Origin of the sequence: Candidatus Poriferisodalis sp. (genome assembly GCF_965198245.1) — a bacterium.
In the GTDB taxonomy this organism is placed as follows: domain Bacteria; phylum Actinomycetota; class Acidimicrobiia; order Acidimicrobiales; family Poriferisodalaceae; genus Poriferisodalis.
The window spans coordinates 318,513-335,446 of record NZ_OZ240249.1; the positions used below are offsets into that span (position 1 = coordinate 318,513).

Annotated in this window: 19 protein-coding genes and 1 tRNA gene; 12 read left to right on the forward strand and 8 right to left on the reverse strand. The window is 66.9% G+C overall.

Features of this window, described 5'->3' with window-relative positions:
- Positions 1-17: 17 nt before the first annotated feature.
- The gene (locus ACOCMM_RS01665; RefSeq protein WP_419551471.1) at positions 18-404 is read right to left on the reverse strand and encodes a response regulator transcription factor; all 387 of its coding nucleotides are present in this window, start codon (positions 402-404) and stop codon (positions 18-20) included.
- Between the two features lie 119 nt (positions 405-523).
- On the opposite strand from ACOCMM_RS01665, the gene ACOCMM_RS01670 reads away from it, so the two are divergent.
- Together ACOCMM_RS01670 and ACOCMM_RS01675 are read left to right on the forward strand one after the other, a co-directional pair.
- Positions 524-1,948 carry an NfeD family protein gene (locus ACOCMM_RS01670; RefSeq protein WP_419551472.1) on the forward strand — a complete coding sequence of 475 codons (1,425 nt, stop codon included), beginning with the start codon at positions 524-526 and terminating at the stop codon, positions 1,946-1,948.
- A 65-nt stretch (positions 1,949-2,013) separates the two neighbouring features.
- Positions 2,014-2,280: a WhiB family transcriptional regulator gene (locus tag ACOCMM_RS01675; RefSeq protein ID WP_419551473.1), complete on the forward strand. Its 267-nt coding sequence runs from the start codon at positions 2,014-2,016 to the stop codon at positions 2,278-2,280.
- A gap of 73 nt (positions 2,281-2,353) precedes the next feature.
- Here the strand turns inward: ACOCMM_RS01675 and selB are convergent, their stop codons facing one another.
- The 3 genes from selB to selA all read right to left on the reverse strand — a co-directional run bounded on the left by selB (position 2,354) and on the right by selA (position 5,786).
- Positions 2,354-4,078, reverse strand: coding sequence for a selenocysteine-specific translation elongation factor (selB, locus tag ACOCMM_RS01680; protein WP_419551474.1), 1,725 nt, complete (start codon positions 4,076-4,078; stop codon positions 2,354-2,356).
- Between the two features lie 117 nt (positions 4,079-4,195).
- Positions 4,196-4,268: transfer RNA gene (locus ACOCMM_RS01685), tRNA-OTHER, on the reverse strand.
- A 234-nt stretch (positions 4,269-4,502) separates the two neighbouring features.
- Complete coding sequence (gene selA / locus ACOCMM_RS01690; protein WP_419551475.1) at positions 4,503-5,786, reverse strand: L-seryl-tRNA(Sec) selenium transferase; 1,284 nt, start codon at positions 5,784-5,786, stop codon at positions 4,503-4,505.
- Between the two features lie 76 nt (positions 5,787-5,862).
- Here selA and ACOCMM_RS01695 point away from each other — a divergent pair, with 76 nt between their 5' ends.
- Entirely contained in the window at positions 5,863-6,711 is an 849-nt protein-coding gene (locus ACOCMM_RS01695) for an NUDIX hydrolase (protein ID WP_419551476.1), read from the forward strand.
- A gap of 69 nt (positions 6,712-6,780) precedes the next feature.
- Here ACOCMM_RS01695 and ACOCMM_RS01700 read toward each other — a convergent pair whose 3' ends face one another.
- Complete coding sequence (locus ACOCMM_RS01700) at positions 6,781-7,227, reverse strand: hypothetical protein (protein WP_419551477.1); 447 nt, start codon at positions 7,225-7,227, stop codon at positions 6,781-6,783.
- Positions 7,228-7,486: 259 nt separating this feature from the next.
- On the opposite strand from ACOCMM_RS01700, the gene ACOCMM_RS01705 reads away from it, so the two are divergent.
- From ACOCMM_RS01705 to ACOCMM_RS01715, 3 genes are read left to right on the forward strand one after another with little or no spacing between them, the layout of a single operon-like run.
- Positions 7,487-7,651 carry a hypothetical protein gene (locus tag ACOCMM_RS01705; RefSeq protein ID WP_419551478.1) on the forward strand — a complete coding sequence of 55 codons (165 nt, stop codon included), beginning with the start codon at positions 7,487-7,489 and terminating at the stop codon, positions 7,649-7,651.
- Between the two features lie 51 nt (positions 7,652-7,702).
- Positions 7,703-7,870, forward strand: coding sequence for a hypothetical protein (locus ACOCMM_RS01710; RefSeq protein WP_419551479.1), 168 nt, complete (start codon positions 7,703-7,705; stop codon positions 7,868-7,870).
- A gap of 43 nt (positions 7,871-7,913) precedes the next feature.
- Positions 7,914-9,110 (forward strand): RCC1 domain-containing protein, encoded by a 1,197-nt coding sequence (locus ACOCMM_RS01715; protein ID WP_419551480.1) that lies wholly within the window; start codon positions 7,914-7,916, stop codon positions 9,108-9,110.
- Positions 9,111-9,145: 35 nt separating this feature from the next.
- Here ACOCMM_RS01715 and ACOCMM_RS01720 read toward each other — a convergent pair whose 3' ends face one another.
- A complete protein-coding gene (locus ACOCMM_RS01720; RefSeq protein WP_419551481.1) occupies positions 9,146-10,339 on the reverse strand; it encodes an Mrp/NBP35 family ATP-binding protein in 1,194 nt (397 codons plus the stop codon).
- A 178-nt stretch (positions 10,340-10,517) separates the two neighbouring features.
- Here ACOCMM_RS01720 and erpA point away from each other — a divergent pair, with 178 nt between their 5' ends.
- From erpA to ACOCMM_RS01745, 5 genes are all read left to right on the forward strand, one after another.
- Entirely contained in the window at positions 10,518-10,853 is a 336-nt protein-coding gene (erpA, locus tag ACOCMM_RS01725) for an iron-sulfur cluster insertion protein ErpA (protein ID WP_419551482.1), read from the forward strand.
- 119 nt (positions 10,854-10,972) lie between these two features.
- On the forward strand, positions 10,973-12,520 hold the full coding sequence (locus tag ACOCMM_RS01730; protein WP_419551483.1) for a 2Fe-2S iron-sulfur cluster-binding protein: 1,548 nt from the start codon (positions 10,973-10,975) through the stop codon (positions 12,518-12,520).
- Positions 12,513-12,974, forward strand: a complete 462-nt coding sequence (locus tag ACOCMM_RS01735; protein WP_419551484.1) for a pyridoxamine 5'-phosphate oxidase family protein — start codon at positions 12,513-12,515, stop codon at positions 12,972-12,974. Before ACOCMM_RS01730 ends, ACOCMM_RS01735 begins: the two co-directional genes overlap by 8 nt.
- 29 nt (positions 12,975-13,003) lie before the next feature.
- On the forward strand, positions 13,004-13,351 hold the full coding sequence (locus ACOCMM_RS01740; protein ID WP_419551485.1) for a RidA family protein: 348 nt from the start codon (positions 13,004-13,006) through the stop codon (positions 13,349-13,351).
- Positions 13,352-13,390: 39 nt separating this feature from the next.
- Entirely contained in the window at positions 13,391-13,546 is a 156-nt protein-coding gene (locus tag ACOCMM_RS01745; RefSeq protein WP_419551486.1) for a hypothetical protein, read from the forward strand.
- 4 nt (positions 13,547-13,550) lie between these two features.
- Here the strand turns inward: ACOCMM_RS01745 and ACOCMM_RS01750 are convergent, their stop codons facing one another.
- Positions 13,551-14,216, reverse strand: a complete 666-nt coding sequence (locus tag ACOCMM_RS01750; protein ID WP_419551487.1) for a winged helix-turn-helix domain-containing protein — start codon at positions 14,214-14,216, stop codon at positions 13,551-13,553.
- A gap of 38 nt (positions 14,217-14,254) precedes the next feature.
- On the reverse strand, positions 14,255-15,586 hold the full coding sequence (locus tag ACOCMM_RS01755; protein ID WP_419551488.1) for a glutamine synthetase family protein: 1,332 nt from the start codon (positions 15,584-15,586) through the stop codon (positions 14,255-14,257).
- A gap of 332 nt (positions 15,587-15,918) precedes the next feature.
- Between ACOCMM_RS01755 and glnII the strand changes: the two genes are divergently transcribed.
- Complete coding sequence (glnII, locus tag ACOCMM_RS01760) at positions 15,919-16,932, forward strand: glutamine synthetase GlnII (protein WP_419551489.1); 1,014 nt, start codon at positions 15,919-15,921, stop codon at positions 16,930-16,932.
- Positions 16,933-16,934: the final 2 nt, after the last annotated feature.

Below are 16,934 nucleotides of genomic sequence, written 5' to 3' on the forward strand. Positions count from 1 at the left end.
CCGGAATGTACGGTCGTCTATGTGGCGCTCGCGGCGTCGCGCTCCAGCAGTTGGTGCGCGGTGCGCCGCAGCTGCAACGGGTTGAGCGGCTTGATCAGCCACGCATCGGCGTCAGAACGCCGGGCCAAAAAGACATCGGCTTCCCGGTCGGCCAGCATCAGCACCGGCACCCGCGGCAGCCTGCCCATGCCGGATTCGAGCCGCAAGTCCAAGCACGTGGCCATGCCGCCCATGTTGCCGATCTGGAAGTCCAGGATCACCAGGTCAGGTGTGCTGGCCTCGACCGCGGGCCGGACCTCGTGACCTGATCGCACGACCCGGAAGGTCACGTCGGCCCCGGAGAGTGCGGCGGCCACCTCTTCGACGACCCAGTCTGCATCGGTGGCCAGAAGCACGTCGGTCACGATGGCGCAGGGTAATGGGGTCTGCACTGCTGGGCGTCGTGTCGCGGCCGGTCCGGCTTGCGTCGCACATCTGGGCAGCGCTCCTAGAGTTCGGGCCGTTGCCGATCCAGGGAGCCTGGGTGAACGCACGTCAGAATCGCCGCCGCTGGTCCGCGCGCCTCGCGGCCGCGACGCTGCTGCTGTCTGGCGTGTTGGGCCTGGCCGTCTCCCCGGCGTCCGCTCACGACGAGCCGGCTGACCATAGCCCCGACACCGAGAACCCCCAGATCGTGGGCGACGACGGTTCCCGACAGATCGTCGTGGTCGAGGTCAACAGCCTCATCGATCCGATCATGGCGTCGTACATCAAGCGGGAGATCGTCACCGCGCAAGGACGTCATGCGATCGGCGTGGTGCTGCAGGTTGACAGTGCCGGAACCACGCTCGATGACACCGAGCTCGTCGAACTGCTCGACAATGTGCGCCTCGCGCACCTGCCGGTGGGGGTATGGGTCGGACCCAGCGGCGCGCGGGCGCTCCGAGGCGCTGCCCACCTGGTCACTATGGCCGATTTCGCCGCGATCGCGCCCGGCGGTCGGATCGGCGACTTCACCGCAGTGCAGGGCCTCATTCATGCCCATGGACCCGATGCCGAGCGGTTCCACCGTCACGACGACGATGGGCTTCACTCGGGCACGAGCGTCCGGTACTTCGACGCCAAATCTGCCATGGGCGAGGGCCTCACCCACAGCACGGCTCCCTCGATCGGCGAGTTCATCTTCGCCATGTCGGATGCGGGCTACTTGCCGCCGATCGGGCAGAACGTCACCGGCGACGACGGTGTGGTGCGGCGGGCCCCGGCCCCGGATGTGGTCGTGTCGTTCGTCAAGCTGCCGCTGCTCGACGGCCTGTTCCACACCGCTGCTAGCCCGGCGGTCGCCTACTTGCTGCTGCTCGCCGGGTTGTCGTTGCTGCTACTCGACTTCTACACCGGCGGCATCGGCGTCGCCGCGGTCGTGGGTGCTGTGTGCGGGCTGCTCTCGGCCTTCGGCTTGGGGACACTTGACATTCGACCATGGGCGCTTGCACTGCTCATCGCAGCCTTTGTGGCGTTCGCTGTGGACGTCCAGACGGGCGTGCCGCGCTTTTGGACTGCCGTGGGCGGCGTGGCGTTGCTCGTCAGCTCGCTGTTGCTGTTCGGCCAGTACTCGATGAGTTGGATCCCGCTGGTCGTGGGCCTCGTGATGGTCGGCGTATTCGTGCTGTCGGGCATGCCTGCGCTGGTCCGGACCCGGTACGGCACCGCCACTGTGGGCCGGGATTGGCTGGTCGGAGTTGAGGGCACTGCGGTGACCGACATCGATCCCGACGGCACTGTCGAAGTTCACGGTGCCCAGTGGCGGGCCCGAGTGAACCGGCTGACACCGCTGCAGGTGGGTGAACCGTTGCGCGTCAGCGGCTTCAGCGGGGTGGTGCTGCAGGTGGAACCGCTCGAAGGTGCGGCGGTGGACTACCGCGAGATGCGCAAGAAACGGGCTGATGCGCCGGTTTCCGAAACCGAATGAGGTTTCGTTTCCCTCTTGTCAAGTGAATTTCTGTCCTCTAGTGTCCCTCCCGACAAGGGGGACATATGAGCGCTTTGTTGGTCGAGGAGTGGCAGGACAGGGCAGCTTGTCGAGGACCTCAGGCGGCGGTGTTCTTCCCGCCGCCCCGCACTGAGCGGCGCGACGAGAAATCTGAGCGCGAGGCGCGAGCGAAAGCCATCTGCAACCAGTGTTCGGTGATCGCTAACTGTCTCGATCACGCACTGGACGTCGGTGAGGCGCATGGCATCTGGGGCGGGCGCAATGAGATCGAGCGCCGCAACATGCTGCTAGTGCGCACTGACGTCAGCTAGCAGTCCCCCACAGTTCCACCAGCCACCAGCCGCTGGCGCTGCGCGCCAGCGCGGGTTCAGTCCTGCACTGGCGTCAATCAGATACCGGGGGCAGTCGCGGCCCGGCAATGCGAAGGTCCCCCCGTCGACGCGTCACCCCCGTCCGGTCCAGGTACCCCACCAGTGGCAGCGCGTACTTGCGTGTCGTGCCCAGTTCTTCGCGGATCTCGGCCACGGTGATGCCGTCCGGCTGTGCGCTCAGCAGGCCCGCTATCCGCTCGGCTGCGGCCTTGATGGCAGAGTTGGCAAACCAGATCCCGTCCGTGTGAACCAGGTCGCCGCGCCCCGACAGTGCCAAGAGCTCCTGCTGGGTGACACCGCTCGGCTCCGGCGGTGAGAAGGGTGCCGCTGCAAGCTCGGCAATGACGGGATGGTCGGCGAGCACATCTACCGCGTCCGCCCGCCGGGCGCGCCCGGCGTCGATCACGATCCGGTCAAGGGTGTCGATGGCAAGACGCTGTCGTTCGTCGAGTGCAGCCAGGTCCAGCCCGAGGGGACCGGCCCGCTCGACCTGGTCTCGCAGGTCGTCAAGCAATGCGTCCAGCAGTTCGGGCGGCGCCACCCAATCGCCCAGTACGGGCTCAACGCGTTCGCCGGTCAGTCGCTCGAGTTGCGCCGCCTCCACCCAGCCGCGCTCGGCAAGCATGCGCTCGGGCCGGGCGTCGGGCGTGGCGATCGAAGCTCGCAGCTGTGGATCGGGATCGAGCACGGTGCCGCCGCCGATGGTCTGCCCCCGGCCGAAATCCCGCAGCACGAAGCGGTCGCCGAGCACGAGCGGCAGCGCGACCGGCAGGTGCAACCGGGCGTAGCCGGTCTCGCCGGGAGCGATGCGTTCGGGTCCGAGCACTCGCAGCCGCACGGGCCATTCACCCGATCCGAGGTAGAAGGCGTAGGCGCCCCGACGGGTGACATCGCTGCCGAGGCTGTCCAGCACCCTCAGTTCCACGTCGATGCTGCGGGTGCGGTGCCACTGACCGGGCCGCACGAGCGCGATGCCGCGGCCCAGATCGTCGGCATCGACACCGGTCAGGTTGAGCGCCACCCGATGTCCCGGTCCGATGCGTTCGACTGCAGCGCCCTGGGTCTGGATTGCTCGGATCCGGGCCGTCCGGCCGCCCGGTGCGGTCTGCAGCTCGTCGCCGGCTGACACCCCACCGCCCGCCAAGGTGCCAGTCACGATCCGGCCCGCTCCGGTTGCGGCGAACGAGCGGTCAATCCACAGGCGGGGCCGGTCCCGGTCGGCTGCCGTGGGTGTGGCAGCGCACAGGTCGTCAAGCGCGGCCCGCAGCTCGTCGAGCCCGGTGCCGTCGATGGCGTCTGTGGCGACCACCGGTGCATCCTCGAGGAACGTGCCCTCGACGTGTTCGGCAACATCCAGCCGGGCCAGCTCGGCCAGCTCGTCGTCGACGAGGCCGATCTGGCTGAGCACCACCACGCCGTGCGAGATGCCGAGCAGTTCGAGGATCGCCAGGTGCTCTGCCGATTGCGGCTTCCAGCCTTCGGGCGCAGCTACGACGAACAGGGAGGCGTCCACCGCCCCGACACCGGCCAGCATGTTTTTCACGAAGCGGATGTGCCCGGGCACGTCCACGAAGCTGACCTGCCTGCCTGACGGCAGCGTGCAGAAGGCGAACCCCAGGTCGATGGTGAGCCCGCGCTCCTTCTCCTCGGCCAGCCGGTCGGGGTCGGTGCCGGTGAGGGCGCGCACCAGCGTCGACTTGCCGTGGTCTACGTGCCCCGCGGTGCCAACAATGTGCACGCCGCCAGCATGCCCCGCCAAGGCCGGATGTTGCCGAATGCCGCGGCGAGGGCGGGCGCCGGTTGGCCGACTGCGGTAATCGGCTTGTGTAGCTTGTTGGCGCGACCGTAAGGTCGCTGGTGGACCTAGACGGAATCGAACCGTCCGAGGCAGGGGTATCAAACCAGCTCGGCGCACCAGCGCTAGGCCCACGAGAGCCGCACTCTCCGGAGTGCGGCTCTCGTCATGCTGGCATGCAGAGCTTCAGCCACTTTCATGAATTCCCGCGCATTGAACGCTCACGCAACACGCTGATCGCGTCTCTGCAGGCTGCCGTTCTTGTCAGGCTGAAGGGGCGGCGTAAGAACTGCGTTCAATTGGCGTCAAGAATCGGTTCAGATTCCCTGAAGCCGAATGAAGGCACCTCACCTGAGGCGGTCTGGTGCTACAGGCTGAGCGCTTGCCGGACGGCGGCGGCTACGACGGCGTCGTCGGCGGGATCGACGGTGCGCAGGTCGATGACAGTGGTCTGCTCGTTGACGCGGGCAATGACGGGTGGATCGTGCGCTCGCAGCGCAGCCGCGTGGTCGCCGTCGAGTTCGATGCCCGCAGACGGGATCTCCTGACCGGGCAGCGAACCCGCGCCAGCCAGTGCGGTCGTGCGTGCTGGCTGGCCGACGCCGAGCGCTTCGGCCCGCTGGGCCAACTCGTCGACCGGCACTTTGGCCATGCGCCAAAACGGGATTGCATCGGCATCGCGACGCAGGTACGCCAGCGCCACCGACTGCAACGCATCCAGCACCAGCGAGCCAGGCCGGAAAGCCCGCATCAGTGGGTGCGACGCACAGGCGGCCACCAGATCGGCGTTGCCGCAGATGATTCCGGCTTGCGGGCCGCCCATCAGCTTGTCGCCGGAGAACGTGACGAGCGCAGCGCCCGCTGCCAGTGTCTGGCGCGCACCCGGCTCACCGGCCAGCCAGTCGGGCCGCGTCCCCAGCCACGGGCAGCGCTCGTCCAGCAGGCCCGATCCCAGGTCGGACACCACCGGTGGCCCGATCTTGGCCAGGTCCGCCACGTCGGCCTCTTCGGTGAAGCCGGTGATGCGGTAGTTGGAGGGGTGCACCTTCAGCAGCAGCGCAATGTCGTCCCGCTCGACGGCCGCCCGGTAGTCGGCTGCACGGGTGCGGTTGGTGGTGCCCACCTCCACCACCCGCGCGCCCGACTGCTCCATTACCTCGGGTACCCGGAATCCGCCGCCGATCTCGACCAGCTCTCCCCGTGACACCGCCACGCCGCGGTCACGGGCCAGAGCCGCCAGCACCAGCGTCACCGCTGCGGCGCAGTTGTTGACCACGAGTGCCGCTTCGGCGCCGGTCAGGGTCGCGAGCAGCAGCGAGGCGTGTGAGGTGCGTGAACCGCGGCGTCCCGACGCGAGATCGAATTCCAGGTTGCTGAACCGCACCGGTCCGTCCTCGTCAGGTTCCAACCCGAGCGACGCCCCACCGTGTTGTTGACCGAGCGGAGCCCGGCCGAGATTGGTGTGCAGCAAGACACCGGTGGCGTTGATCGCTGGCCCCAACAGGCTGCGCCGCAGACGGTGCGCTTCGTCAGCAGCCGAGTCGGGATCGCCGGCGGCAATGGCTGCCCGGGCGGCGATCACCAGCAAGGGGTGCGGCAGGCCCACATGTGCGATCCGCAGCGCCAGGTCGTTCACCGACGGCGGCCTCATCGCCCGGACACTACCGCCGCCCTCTCACACGCCCGTCGGTAACGTCCCCGGGGGCCTTGCGAGAACTGGAGCCGAGATGACTGATCCTGCTGCACCCGCCGAGACGCCGCTGCGGCAGGCGGCCACCGTGGTGCTCGTTCGCGACGGCACCGACGGTCTCGAGGTGTTCATGCCGCGGCGCAACCCGCGCAGCGAGTTCGTCCCCGGCCAATTCGTGTTCCCAGGTGGCGCTGTCGACGTAGAAGACCGCGACGACCCGGGTCTGGAGTCGGTCTGCTTTGGCCTCGACAATGCGACGGCCTCAGCGATGATCGGCGTCGATCATGGCGGCCTCGCGTTCTGGGTGGCCGCAGTCCGAGAGTGCTTCGAGGAAGCCGGTGTCCTGCTGGCCCGCAATGGCAAAGACCACGTGTCATTCGACGAACCTTCCACAGCGCAGAGGTTCGAGACGCTGCGTCGGCAAGTCCACAGCGGCGAACTGCGGCTAGCGCAGATGTGCGAAGACGAAGGACTCGTGCTCGAACTCGACGAACTCCGCTATGTGAGCCATTGGATCACGCCGGTCGGCCCGACGCGCCGCTTCGACACCTGCTTCTTCATGGCCCACATTCCCGAGCGCCAAGAGCCGCTCCACGACGGCAGCGAAACGGTCGAGAGCACCTGGATCCGCCCCGCCGAGGCCTTCGCCCAACACGCCGAAGGCAAGTTCATGATGATCTTCCCGACCTACAAGAACCTCGAGCCAATGCTCGAAGTCGACACGGTCGCGGACCTCCTGGCCTGGGCCGACGGCCTTATCGATATCCCAGCCTTGCTGCCAGCGATCGCCGTGCGGCCCAATGGCGAATTCCTGACACTGCTACCAGGCGACGAGGGTTACGAAGAAGCCTTCGCCAACCCGCCCCCACCCGGCTCCACGCCGTAGCGCCGCCACATCCAAGAGGGTGGCGCCTGGGGGCGCGGGTCGCCCCTGCCCCGATGCACCGCGGGCGGTCTACAGGATGGTCAGGTTGGCCACGAACAGCGCCACGATGAAGCCGATCACTGTGTAGTGGTGGGCCTTGAGCGAGCGCAGATCACTGATGCGCTCGGCGCAGTCCTGTTCGCGCAGTGCAGTGACTTCGGCGCGGTCTTGCTCGCGCAGTGCAGTGGCTTCGGCGCGGTCTTGCTCGCGCAGTGCAGTGAATTTCTGGTCGAGACGATCGATTTTCTGGTCGATCCGGTCGCCGAGCCTTTCGAGCCCGGCCGCCTGGTCGTCCTTGGTCGCGTAGCGCTCCAAGTCGGCCTTGGTGGCGAGGTCGCTGAGCGGCGCGGGCGCCAGGCACGACATCAGATACTCCGCGAGCGGCTCGTCGGTTTGCTCACAGAACCAAGCGTAGAGCCGGGACCGATTCTGCTCAGACACCATGACCTCCGATCGTTGCCAGTCGAACTGGTTCATGCCGGGCCGCTCCCGGCACGGCGCGACCGTAGGCACCGGGTTGCGGCGGAGACCAGCGATTATCGGTGCGTGTCGGCGTTCTGGTGGCTGGCTGGGCTCAGGTGAGAGCCAAGCAGCCACTGGTGTGTGCGAGCGACTCACCCGTACGCCCAGCCGACGGCCTCTTGGCCGTTGGGGGAGTACTCTGCGGGGCCTCATGACATGAACGCAGTTCATGTTGATCTGCGAGTCACCTCAGGTGGTGTCAGAGGGGATGACAGTGGCTGCTCGAGAACCCGACAAACGCCCGCTGCGGCGCAACGCGCTCGCGGTTGTCGTGTTGGTGTTTGCGGCGACCACCTTGGCGGTGCCCGCTGCGGCCGACTCGCCGGCTGTTCCAAGCAAGCCCACCGGGCTTCGGGTGGTGTCCGCTGCCCACAATTAGGTCACGATCGGGTGGGACGACCCCGGCGATGCGTCGATCAGCGGCTACCAGGTGTTGCGCCGCCTGCGCGACGTGTACGAGATAGGCCGCTTCGATGTCATCGAACACAACACCGGCACTGCGGACACGACCTTCGCCGATACCGACGTCACTGCCGACACGCGTTACGTGTACCGCGTCAAAGCGATCAACCCCCCCCCCCCCGCCACCCGGACCTGACAACAGCAACGACGACAACAATGACGGCGGCAACACCGACGATGTGATCCCCCGTCAGGCCGTCACGGTGATCGACAGCCCCGACAAGCACACCGGCGACGATCCGGTCGCTGCCCGCAGCATCGTCACCATCGATCCCCCGCCGCTGCTGAACTCCACACAGACAGTCGACGATCTCGACCGCACCCGCTATTCCGATGTGTCGCTGCATTCGGATAATGCGGCTCCGCGGAGTTTGTGGTCGGACGGGGTGACGTCGGTCCGGGGCTTGGCGACTGACGGGAACTATCTGTGGGTCTCGGGCAGCGGCAGCGGCCTGGGAGAGGGCGACTCGGTGCATGCGTTCCGGCTGTTCGACGACCCCGCCACGCTCAACGTGAACGAGTACGGCACCCTCGACCTCGACCGCGGGCTGGGCTTCGGGGAATTCTCAGAGAACGGGGTCTTCACCGACGGGGAGACGATGTGGGGCGTCGAGGTCGGCGACTCCACCGCCAGGGCGGTCAGCCTCGACGGCGGCGAACGCGTCACCGCGCTCGAGTTCGAGCTCCACGAAGACAACGACAACGCCAGAGGGATCTGGTCCAACGGGGTCACCATGTTCGTCGTCGATGAGACCGACACCAAGATCTACACCTACCGCGTCGGCGATGTGGTGGTGTCGGGTGTTCCGGCGCCGGGTGTGGCTCATGTGTCTGCTGGTGGATATCACTCGTGCGCTTTGGGGGGCAGCGGTTCGGATACCGAGGTGAGCTGTTCGGGCGGTTACGCGTTGTCGGACAGCGACGCGTCGGTGCCTTCGGCGGGCACCGGCCGTCATTTCGAGTTGGTGTCTGCGGGCGGGTTTCACTCGTGCGGGTTGTTGGACAACGGTGCGGTGAAGTGCTGGGGCAACAACGACTACGGGCAGGCGCCGGCGGATCGTGCTCACAGCGACACGATGCTGTCCTATGTGTCGATGGATGCGGGGGTATGGCATACCTGTGCGGTGGTCGATGACGGGATGCTGGTGTGCTGGGGCAACCGGGCATGGTTCAACGACTCCGGCAAAGCCCATCATCATCCTCAGCGCGATCGGTACAACGCGCCCCGCCGGGCACAGCCCGACAACGCCCGCTCCGTGTCAGCGGGCTACTGGCACACCTGCTGGACCTATGGCACCACCACAGCGCCCAAGGTGATCTGCACCGGCGACAACAGCCTCAAACAGGCCCGCTGGAAGAAGAAAACCCTCAGCTAGACGATGAGTTCCCAGGGGTGGGGTCTGCCCATGCCCTAGCTGCGGCGGGAGCTGAGCGTGACGGAGATCGGGCCTTCCAGACGAGCAGTGCAGGTACCCATGTCCACGGGCGGGCAAACCTCGCTGACCAACCGCTCAGTGATCCGCTCAAACACATCGGCGGCAGGCCCACCAGCACCATTGCCAGTCACAGGCTCACCAGCATCACCGCCAGCGGACACGGCGGGCTCCAGCGGTATCGAACCCAGCAACGGCACGCCAAGATCAGCGGCCAGGCGCTCGCCGCCGCCTTCGCCGAAGAACGACCAACGCTGCCCGTCAGGTGCGACGAACGCACTCATGTTCTCCACCACGCCGACGATCGGCATGTGGCTGCGACGAGCCATGTCGGCCACACGCACCGCCACCTTCTGCGCGCTGAGCGCGGGGGTGGTCACCACCAGCATCTCGGCCTGAGGCAGCAGGCGGGCCAGCGCCATCTGAACATCGCCGGTGCCGGGCGGCATGTCGATGAGCAGGTAGTCCACCTCGCCCCAGTCCACGTCGTGCAAGAACTGCTCGACGGCCTTGGCGAGCATGAGACCCCGCCACATTAGGGCGGTCTCCTCGGTCTCCACCAATAGCCCGGTCGAGACGACCTTCAGCAGACCGGCACCGGCAGGCCGTTCTTCGGGCAGAATCTTGCCCCGCTCTTCGCCCTCAGCGGGCGGGCGGGCGCCGAGGCGGCCCTCCATGCCCAGCATCCGGGGAACGCTGAAGCCCCAGATGTCGGCGTCCATCACCCCGACGACGAAGCCGCGTGAAGCCAACGCCGTCGCCAGGTTCACCGTTACCGACGACTTGCCCACGCCACCCTTGCCCGACGCCACCGCCAGCACCCGGGCGCTGGCGGGCACCTGGCTCGGTGTGGCGTTGTCGCGGGCGGTGCGCCGGGCACGCTTCATCACCCGCGCCTTCTCTGCGGCGTTCAGCTCGTCCCAGTGCAGCCGTACGTTGGTGATGCCGGGCAGTCCAGCGACCCGCGTCTCGCAGTCCCGCTTGATCGTTGCGCGCAACGGGCAGCCGGCGGTGGTCAGTGCCACGGTGACATGCCCGGTGCTGCCCTCGCGATAGGCGTTGCGCACCATGCCCAGGTCGACGATGTTGTCGCCCAGTTCGGGGTCCATGACACCGCGAAGGATGGCGATCATCGCCTCGTCATTCGCGGGAGCATCGGTGGACGTGCTCACGCTGAGGCAGGGTAACGCCGCTGCGGGTGGCCCCACAGGCCGGTGCCTGCTGCGGCGGGCATGGCTCCTTCGGCCTGCTGCACGCAGTTTCAAGCCACACCTGTGCACTTCGGCCCGATGGCACTAGCATCGGCCTGAGAAGGTTTGCCCGATCCGGGATGATCCGGGAGTCGCTGTTGTGATCACGCTGACCGATACCGCCGCTGAGAAGGTCCACGAACTCATCACTCAGGAGCTGTCTGAGTCGGGAGGCGAGCCGATGCTGGCGCTGCGTGTCGCGGTGCGGCCGGGCGGCTGCTCGGGCTTCAGCTACGAGATGTTCTTCGATTCCGAGACGGCCTCCGACGACATGTCGAAGTCGTACGGCGACATCAAGGTGGTGTCCGATCCGATGAGCGCGCAGCTGCTCGAAGGCGCCACGCTCGACTTCACCGACGGCCTGATGGGATCGGGTTTCGCCATCGACAATCCCAATGCGCAGCGCACCTGCGGCTGCGGCAGCTCGTTCAGCTGAGCCGTACTGAGCCCGAACCTGGAGCGATTCCAGGCCAGGCGCGCGTCAGCGACACGATCCAGTTCGTCGTCGACGGCCGCTCCGTCGAAGTTCCCGACGACGGCGACACGCTGCTCGGCGTGCTGCGCGACCGTCTCGGCATTGAGGCGGTCCTCGACGGTTGCAGTCCTCAGGGTCAGTGCGGCTGCTGCACGGTGCTGGTCGACGACGCGCCCCGCATGGCCTGCGTCACGCCGGTGCGCCGGGTGGCCGGTCGGCAGATCACCACGGCCGCGGGACTGAGCCCCGCAGAGCGACAACGCTGGTCGGAGGCATTTCTTGCATGCGGCGCCACCCAATGCGGCTTCTGCACACCAGGCATTGTGTGTCGCTTCGTGGGCCACGAACGGCGCGGCGCCGATCTGTCGGACCGCACGACGGTCGACAAAGCGCTGGCGGCGCACCTGTGTCGATGCACGGGCTGGCAGACCATCCGCGAAGCCGCCAACCATGCCGCGTCCCCACCCGCCGAGGTCCCCGCACGTGACCCAGAGGCCGCCGCCCGTCGCGCCAGCATCGAGACCGGTGGCCCGCAGCGATCGGTGCCGGTCAGTGTGCTGGGCGGGCTCGACTTCGGCGCCGACGGAGCACCCCCAGGCACGCTCACTGCGGTTGCCAGACCAGACGGCAACTGGTTTGCGGCAGAGACCCTGACCGAGGCGCGTCGCCAGGCCGCCAAAGTGCAGGGTCGCCGCAGCACGCTTGAACCTGCCCCGCCCATCGAGATCCCCGACCCGCCGGCTGGCCAAGCATGGGACGTCCGCCTGGCAACCTGCTGGACCGAGCCCGGCTACCTCGAAACCGACGCTGCATGGTGCGTGCCCGGCGGCGAAGCATCCGATCCGCTGGCAAACGGCGGTGCATTCGGAGGCAAGACATCGTCGCCGGTCCAAGACGAGGCACGGCAGCTCGCAGCCCAACTCGGCCAGCCAGTCTGCGCGCTGTGGTCACGAGAAGATGCAGTACGCCGAGGCCCCAAGCGCCCCCCGCTAGCTGCAGGCCTCAGAGCCGACGGAACCGGAATCATCCGAATAGCAAGAACACCCGGCGCCGCCGACATCCTCCGAGCCGTCCTGCCATCAGCAACTATCGAAGAAGTAGAAGTGCCGGGCCCCCCAACCTCGCTCGCACTACGCGCCGCAGTCTGGGCCGAAGCAAACATGCTGGCCACAGCGCTAGAGCGGCTGCAATCCGGCGAACCACTCCACACGAGCGGCACCGCCACGATCAAGATCACGTCTCCCGCAGGAGCCACAGCCCAGGCAACGGTCGGTCCAACCGGAATCGAAGTGCACATCGAAGCTGGAGACCCCCTCGACAACGTGACCCTGCGCAGCTACGCAATCGGCGCCACCCACATGGCCTGGAGCTGGGTCACCTCCGAGTCCCTGTCAGTAGACGCCAAAGGCGAAGTCCAAGACCTCACCATCCGCAGCTTCGAAATAGCCCGCTCCGCCGACACCCCCAACATCGAAGTCACGATCAAACCCTCCAACCAGCCCCCCGTCCCAGCGGGCGAAGCAATATTCGCAGCAGTAGCAGCAGCCACCTGGCTCAGCCGGGGCGTCCCGCCCCACCTCCCCACCGGACGCGACAGCGCCGCGCTAGCGTCACCCGGCGATGGCTGAATCAGCAATTGACAAGCTCCGCCGCCTCAGCGCGGCCGAGGACGGACTCTGCAGCTTCGTCTGTCTCGACGCGAGCGGGAACCCGCACGTGTCGATTATCAACGCCGGGGTCATGGACGACCCCGTGACCGGTGAGACCAGCGTCGCCTGCGTGGTGGCGGGCAAGGCTCGCAAGGCTCGATTGCTGCGCGAAGACCCCCGGGCAGCGGTCGCGTTCCGCCACCGCTGGGATTGGGTGGCTGTCCACGGCAAAGCGCAGCTGATCGGCCTCGACGATCCCGCCGACGGCGTCACCGACGCCGACATCCCCGAATTGCTGCGGGAGGTGTTCCGCTCGGCCGGCGGCAACCACGAGGACTGGGACGAGTACGACCGGGTGATGGCCCGCCAGCGTCGCCTGGCCGTCTTCATCACGCTGGATCACATCACGTCCAACGCCGGCAGCATCTCTTGAACTGATCACCAGGGAACGAAGGCATACCGATGGCTGCACCTATCGCTCACTATTCGAAGTGGTACCGAGCCGGCGACTTCGTGTTCGTCTCAGGCCAGATCGGCCTGCAGGACGGCGCGCTCGTCGATGGCGTCGAGGCCCAGGCCCGCGCCGTTCTTGCAAACGTCGAAGAGGCCCTCGCCGAGGCCGGAGGCACGCTCAACGATGTCGTCAAATGCCTGGTTTTCATGACCGACATCGGCAACTTCTCGCTGGTCAACTCGATCTACGCCGAGGCTTTCGGCGAGCATCGCCCGGCCCGCAGCGCCATCGGCGTGGCAGCCCTGCCGCTCGGTGCCGAAGTCGAGATCGAAGCCATCGCGCACCTGCCCGAATAGCCCCCTGACCCGGCCCGCCCGCCTACTACGCTGCGGCCCATGTTCGGCGGCATCCTCATCGTGATCGTGCTCCTGCTGAGCCCGTTCATCATCACGATCTCACTGGCCGCCGTAGCTGCCCTGTTGGGCAAGCTCCTCGGAGACGATGCTGAAGCCCGCCACGAAGGCAGTTCCCTCGTCGAAACAAACTTCTAGCCAGCTAGCGCCAGCGGTAAGTACCGAGCCGGTAGCCGACCGATCGCACGGTCTGGATCAGGTTGGCATTCTCCTCGCCCAGCTTGGCTCGCAGCCGCCGCACATGAACATCCACCGTGCGGGCACCGCCGTAGTACTCGTATCCCCACACTTGGTTCAGCAGCGCTTCACGCGTGAACACCCGCCCCGGCTGAGAAGCCAGGAAGCGCAGCAACTCGTACTCCATGTAGGTGAGGTCGAGCGGACGCTCGTCCACCACCGCTTCGTAGGTGTCGAGATTGATGCGCAGCGACTCGTAGGTGATGATCTCGGTCGAGGGGCCACTCGATGCGGCTGCCAAGTGCGCCAGGCGGGCCTCCAGCTCGCGCGGGTGGAACGGGTCCAGGCAGAAGTCGTCGAACAGCTCGTCGCGCATTGTCAATTCGTCAAGCGCGTTTCCGCGCACCAGCATCAGCACTCCCAGCGTGGCCGACGCGTTCTCACGCAGCGCCCGCGCCACCGCCCAGGCAGCATCGGTGCCACCCCCGCCGTCCACGGTTCCGCTGTCGAGCCGGATGATCGCTCCGGTCCAACCTTCCGACGGCGCGGCCGCCGTCACGTCGGCCGCACTGGCCACCGGCTTCCAGGCGTAGCCGCCCAGATCCAGGAACTGCGCTAGCTCGGCGCTCACGGAGGCGGGGTGGACGGCGTACATGGTCACTCAACAGTTCACACAGCGGCAAAGTAGTTGTCCAATTCGAATTGGGTCACCTGGGTCTGGTACGCCGACCATTCTCGCCGTTTGTTGCGCAAGAACCAGCGGAACAGGTGCTGGCCCAGCGTCTCGGCCACGAGCGTGCTGCCTTCCATCTCGTCGAGCGCCTCGTCCAGCGAGGCCGGCAGGTTGTGCCCGTAGGCCGGTCCGCCGTGGTCGCTGTAGCCGGTGATCGACGGGGGTGTCTCGGGCGGCAGCTCGTACCCCTCTTGTATGCCCTTCAGCCCCGCGGCCAAGATGACGGCGAACGCCAGGTACGGGTTGCACGCGGGGTCCGGCGCCCGGTACTCGACCCGCGTCGCCTCCTCCGCCTCGTTGCGTGTCGGCGGCACCCGGATGAGCGCCGCCCGGTTGCTGCGGGCCCACGAGATCCCCACCGGCGCCTCGTACCCCGCAATCAGCCGCTTGTAGCTGTTGACGAGCTGGTTCGTGACGGCGGTGATCTCGCGTGCGTGGGCCAGCAACCCCGCCACAAAGCCCCGCGCCACGTCGGACAGCCCGTCCGCACTGCTGGGGTCGCTGAAGGCGTTGCGCCCCTCGGAGAACAGCGACAGGTGGGTGTGCATCCCCGAGCCCTGCACCCCAGCCAGCGGCTTGGGCATGAACGTGGCATGCACGCCGTGCTCGAAAGCGATCTCGCGCACCAGCAGCCGGAATGTCATCACGCTGTCGGACATGGTGAGCGCATCGGCGTAGCGCAGGTCGATCTCGTGCTGGGACGGCGCGTCCTCGTGGAACGAGTACTCGACGGGTATGCCCATCGCCTCGAGCGCACTCAGCGTGCGATGCCTGATGTCCGACGCGATGTCGGCGGTGGTCAGGTCGAAGTAGCTGCCCCCGTCCAGCGGCACGGGGCGCCCGTCGGCCCGTTCGGGCTCGAACAGGAAGTACTCCATTTCGGGTGCGACATAGAATGTGTAACCGGCGGCGCGCGCCCGGTCCATGACCCGTCGCAGCACGCCGCGCGGGTCGCCGCTGAACGGCGTGCCGTCGGCAGCGGTGATATCGCAGAACATGCGGGCCGAGACATCATCGCTGGTCCGCGACGGCATGAGCTCGAACGTCTCCGGATCGGGCTGGGCCACCATGTCGGCCTCAGCGATCCTGCTGAAGCCTTCGATGGATGACCCGTCGAACACCATGCCCTGCTCGAAGGCCGTTTCCAGCTCTGCCGGCGAGATGGCGAATGACTTGAGCTGCCCGGCCACGTCGGTGAACCACAGACGGATCAGTCGCACGCCCCGTTCGGTGACGCGGCGCAGCACGTAGTCCTGCGGTCGTTCCATGGCGGCCTTCCCCTTCCGGCTCGGCTCAGTGGGTCGCAGAGTCCTCGGTGGAGGACCGGCAGGGTCCCAGTGGCTGAGCCCCCATTGTCGGCGGTGATATGAGGCCAAAACCAGGCACCAGAGCCAGCTTCACGCGTTGTTCACAATTGAGCAATGGCCCGGAAACCCTGGCTCGTTTGTATCGTGCGCACGGATATTGGTGTCAGCCGCCGACCGAGCCAGCTATGCGCGGGCTCCCAGGCTCACCGGCCTCACCCGATCCACCCCTGATTCACATCCGATTCAGTTCACATCCGATTCAGTTCACATCACATTCAGCGAAGGAGCATGCTGTGACCTACCGGGCTGAGTACATCTGGACCGACGGCACCGAGCCCACGGTCGAAGTGCGTTCCAAGACGAAGGTCCTTGCCGACGGCGAAGAGCCGGGCATCTGGGGATTTGACGGTTCCAGTACGAACCAGGCTGAAGGCAGCGACTCCGACGTCGTGCTGCAGCCCGTCTACACCTGCCCCGATCCGCTGCGCGGCGGCAACGACATCATGGTGATGTGCGAGACCCTCCTGCCCGAGACGTTGGAGCCGCACCCCACCAACATGCGGGCCAAGCTGCGGGCAATTCTCGACAAGTACGGCGATCAAGACTTCTGGTTCGGACTCGAGCAGGAATACACCATGCTCGACCCGGTCACGAAGTGGCCCTCTGGCTTTCCGCCGAACGGCTTCCCCGGTCCCCAAGGGCCCTACTACTGCGGTGTCGGTGCGCTGCGCATCCACGGCCGCGATGTGGTCGAGCAGCACACCACCTGGTGCATCGACGCGGGCCTGGCCATCTCGGGCACCAACGCCGAGGTCATGCCCGGGCAGTGGGAGTTCCAGATCGGCCCGGTCGACGCCCTCACCGTGGGCGATGAGATCTGGCTGGCTCGCTACCTGCTGTACCGCGCCGGTGAGGAGCACCAGATCGAGATCAGCCTTGCTGCCAAGCCCATGCAGGGCGACTGGAACGGCGCCGGCATGCACACCAACGTGTCCACCAAGGCCATGCGCGAGAACTACGAGGCAGTGGTGAAGGCGGCCGAGTCGCTGGGCGCCCCTGGCAAGCCCGAGGAGCACATCGTCGGCTACGGCCACGGCATCGAGCTGCGCCTGACCGGCGAGCACGAGACCGAGCGCTACGACACGTTCAGCTACGGCGTGTCCGACCGTGGCGCCTCGGTGCGCATCCCCTGGCAGGTCCATCAGGAAGGCAAGGGCTACATCGAGGATCGCCGGCCGAACGCCAACGCCGATCCCTACGTGGTGACTGCGCTGCTGAGCCAGACCATCGGCGAAGTTCTCGCCTGATC